The following is a 3652-nucleotide window of genomic DNA, read 5'->3' as shown; positions in this document are numbered from 1 at the left end:
TGAATCGTTATGCACGCCAATGACTGACACCACGTTACGGACGGAAAATCCCATCAATCAGGCATTTTTATCCCTTTCCGGTGTATCTTCTCCCGGTAGCTACACTCGTTGATGTACACACAGCGCAACCAGGACACGATATGAAAAAGTGGCTCACCGAATTTTTCGACGATATGCGTTATATCTGGGGTGAATTCGTCCGCGAAGTAAACAGCGTCACGATAGATGACGACACGGATGCTCTGGATGCGGAATACTCGGCAGAGTGGAACGCAACGCCGGATTTGGATCCGCAAAAGGCGATAAACAACATTGATAACGTGTACACCCACGATACCCTTCACGCGAACATCTATGGCCACGGCTATGACCACTGAATATCATGCAGGAGCGCCCGGAAAACGAGTCCGGTGGGGTTCGCTGACCAGCACGGAAAAAGCATCACCCGACTTCCTAGTCGAGCGACCCGATGTGATAGAAGATCAGGCGCGATTCATCGAAGGGATAACGCCTTCGGAGTCAGGAACAGGACACCCCGCGAAAAAATAGCCAGAATCGCATCCAGAATTCATGCTTAAAAAGCCGAAAGCCTGAAACACACTAATATCCCCAAAAACCGTATCCGCGCTACACCCTAAAAACCAACAAAAACACTTATAAAACATTAAATTACAATTAGATCGTAGATAAAAAGTGTAGCGGTGAGCGCTACACTTTTTATTCCATATAAAACAATGGGATAAGATTGTTTTTTTTGATTCGCGCTACAATTCAGACAGTGGGGGTGTAGCGCCGCAAAGCCTTGTCCTGCAAGGCTTTGGGAGCAGTACTGTATAGTGCGTCAGGTGTGACACGATTTTCTGGTCGTTTTCAGCCACCAGAAGACTTATCGATCAGACAGGAAACAGAAGCGGTGAACGGGCACGCAATTTATTGCGTGGCGGTGAGGCGCTGGCGGGTGTCGGGGTGCAGCCCTGACAGGGTAAACCGATTTTTTGCATGCAAAAAATCGTACTGAAAAGGCCCGTTTTTAGGAAAATTCAGCCCTTCCAGAACTGCCACCATGGCTTTGCAGGAACCTTCTGCGGGTCAGAAGCGCTCTGTTTATGCTCCAGGAGCTGCATCGCCTGTTTCAGACTATCGATATGAGAATTCTGAGCAGAAACCAGCGATTTCAGGTGTTCAACTTCCTGTTTCAACGCCCTGACCACCTGTTCATTCTCAGACAATGATGCTGTAACACGCTGTCCAGTGACCTGTTCAACAACCTGTTCATCAGGAAGACCACGTAAAGCACCAAATACGCGCAATAACTCTGATGTATCTAACATTTTTGCATTCCGTTCGCCGTGACAGGTGGACAACTCACCTGCTTTAATCAACCTGTGCAGCGTGGTACGACTTTTCCCGGTAAGACGAGCTGCTTCACTGATAGATACCTGAGCCATTAGTACTTCTCCTGAAGACCATCAATCCGTGTCATGAGGCTACGAAAAAGGTGTTCCGCATCCTCATGTAATGCTTCGCACAAGTCGGCTTCAGTATCGAGGTCCAGTTCGTTAAGCTTCTCAAGCAGAAGCAGAGATTGCGCCTGAATGAATTTCGCCATATTCAGTGCTGTTTTCTGTTGTTTAGTCATCACTGCGTCAGTGCTCCAGGTTATATCCGGTTCTTTTCCGCTTCCTCGACCGTTCGCTCGCTACGCTCGGTCACTTGTCTGCGGCGAGCGGACCGGTCTTTCAAAGTGACAAGTAAGATAGACGACAAGCGTAACCAAAAAACAGGACAAGGACGATAAGCTCACGCCCCTCCGGGCGTTTTTTCATAGGCTTCGCCCCCCTGACGAGCATCACAAAATATGACGTTCAAATCAGTGGTGGCGAAACCCGACAGGACTATAAAGATACCAGGCGTTTCCCCCTGGCGGCTCCCTCGTGCGCTCTCCTGTTCCTGCCTTTCGGTTTACCGGTGTCATTCCGCTGTTATGGCCGCGGTTCTCTCATTCCACGCCAGACACTCAGTTCCGGGAAGGCAGTTCGCTCCAAGCTGGACTGTATGCACGAACCCCCCGTTCAGTCCGACTGCTGCGCCTTATCCGGTAACTATCATCTTGAGTCCAACCCGGAAAGACACGACAAAACGCCACTGGCAGCAGCCACTGGTAAAGGATGTACAAGATATTACTGATGCAGAGTTCTTGAACTCTCAGCCCAACTACGGCTAAACTGAAAGGACAAATTTGGTGGCAGCGGTCTTGTACACCCTGTTACCACGGTTCATAAACTTGCCGGTTTAATGAACCTTCGAAAAACCACCTTGCCGGGTGGTTTTTTCGTTTTCAGGCAAGAGATTACTCGTAGAAAAAAAGGATCTCAAGAAGATCCTTTTTGGTTTGAGTCCTATACAGAACTGTCCCTTCATACCGAGCTAATGAAAACCCCAAAGCAACTCAACTAATGCCCCCATCATTTATGGTTCACGGTGAACCATATTTAAGTATTCACCAATACCAAAACGAAACAAAAAATCGATAAAAAACAATAAAATAATTAAAAACCTAATTTTTTATCTTTCTAGATAGATTTTCCTGAAGGCGTTACAACGCCTTCAGCTATTGAGATAATTGCGACAACAAAAGCTATCACGAGGGTGCAATATGTTCGAGAAAAGCGTTCGTCTGGCAGAAAGGCTTGCGAAGGTCGCGGTTGTGTTAACCAACCTTTCGCTGTCACTCTCCATATTAGGATTGGTCTATTTCATCTTTCAACATTCGGGATTGGGGTGATTATGCTGTTCTGGAAAAAAATGCCATCTCTGTGGATAGGAAATCAGATCGCTGAATTCAGCGATCTCGATACAGCAAAGGCCATAGCAGCATTAAAAATTTATCTGACATTCTGCCTATTCAGCAAAGAATCCAGCTCTGGTCGTAGAACGGTTGAACTAACCTTCAGCAACCTTTGTGAGATAGCATCATTAAGCCGATCGTTAGTTAACGAGGGGCTCAAAATTCTTTATACAAAAGGGCTGATCAAAAACATTTCCCCGACTGTACGGAAAAAGATTTATACCGTCGATGTACTCGAAGACCATGATGATGGATGGTGCAAACTTCCCTTCAAAGGGGTTGTAGATGAAGACCAAAAAATAAGTGCATTTCAATCAATGCACAACCGATACCCCTTTGAACTTCTGGCTCTACAAACTTACATGTACCTTCTTTACGCCCGTGATAATTATAACGAATATACGCTGGCTAGAAAAAAGACCATATGCGAAAAACTGAGGTGCAAGCTGCCTGAGCTAAACAAAGCAATCACATATCTGGTGCATATCGGCTTACTTGATAAAGTAATAAAAAAGGCTGTTGAAAAATACCCACTCGAGCTGTTTCACGACTCGTACTATTTCTATATGACAAAAGGAGGCATCAGCGCTTTAACTTACAGAAGGCAATCAAAGTCGCTGTCTATTTCAGAAAAAGACCTGCCATTTTGACCTTTCCAACGCCTTATCCAACTACTAGTATTTACCATAACGCCTCATTACGCGCACCGCTCAGACGGGCTGTACGCGATTTTCCTGCCGAAGCCGCAAAACCACATATCTTCCCTCCTGAAAACGCCCCAGAATCGCGCTGGTGCGTTTTACA

4 protein-coding genes are annotated in these 3652 nt (G+C 46.3%); 2 read left to right on the top strand and 2 right to left on the bottom strand.

Annotation, left to right across the window (positions count from 1 at the left end):
- Positions 1–140 precede the first annotated feature (140 nt).
- A complete protein-coding gene (locus GKAS_RS22960) occupies positions 141–377 on the top strand; it encodes a hypothetical protein (RefSeq protein WP_035897803.1) in 237 nt (78 codons plus the stop codon).
- Positions 378–1040: 663 nt separating this feature from the next.
- Here the strand turns inward: GKAS_RS22960 and GKAS_RS22955 are convergent.
- Together GKAS_RS22955 and GKAS_RS22950 are read right to left on the bottom strand one after the other, a co-directional pair.
- Complete coding sequence (locus GKAS_RS22955) at positions 1041–1448, bottom strand: helix-turn-helix transcriptional regulator (RefSeq protein ID WP_035897801.1); 408 nt, start codon at positions 1446–1448, stop codon at positions 1041–1043.
- Positions 1448–1639 (bottom strand): Rop family plasmid primer RNA-binding protein, encoded by a 192-nt coding sequence (locus tag GKAS_RS22950; protein WP_035897799.1) that lies wholly within the window; start codon positions 1637–1639, stop codon positions 1448–1450. Before GKAS_RS22950 ends, GKAS_RS22955 begins: the two co-directional genes overlap by 1 nt.
- 1148 nt (positions 1640–2787) lie before the next feature.
- Between GKAS_RS22950 and GKAS_RS22945 the strand changes: the two genes are divergently transcribed.
- Positions 2788–3498 carry a hypothetical protein gene (locus tag GKAS_RS22945; protein ID WP_035897797.1) on the top strand — a complete coding sequence of 237 codons (711 nt, stop codon included), beginning with the start codon at positions 2788–2790 and terminating at the stop codon, positions 3496–3498.
- Positions 3499–3652: the final 154 nt, after the last annotated feature.

It is taken from the genome of Kluyvera ascorbata ATCC 33433 (assembly GCF_000735365.1).
GTDB lineage: Bacteria > Pseudomonadota > Gammaproteobacteria > Enterobacterales > Enterobacteriaceae > Kluyvera > Kluyvera ascorbata.
This window is presented reverse-complemented; position numbering and strand designations above follow the sequence as displayed.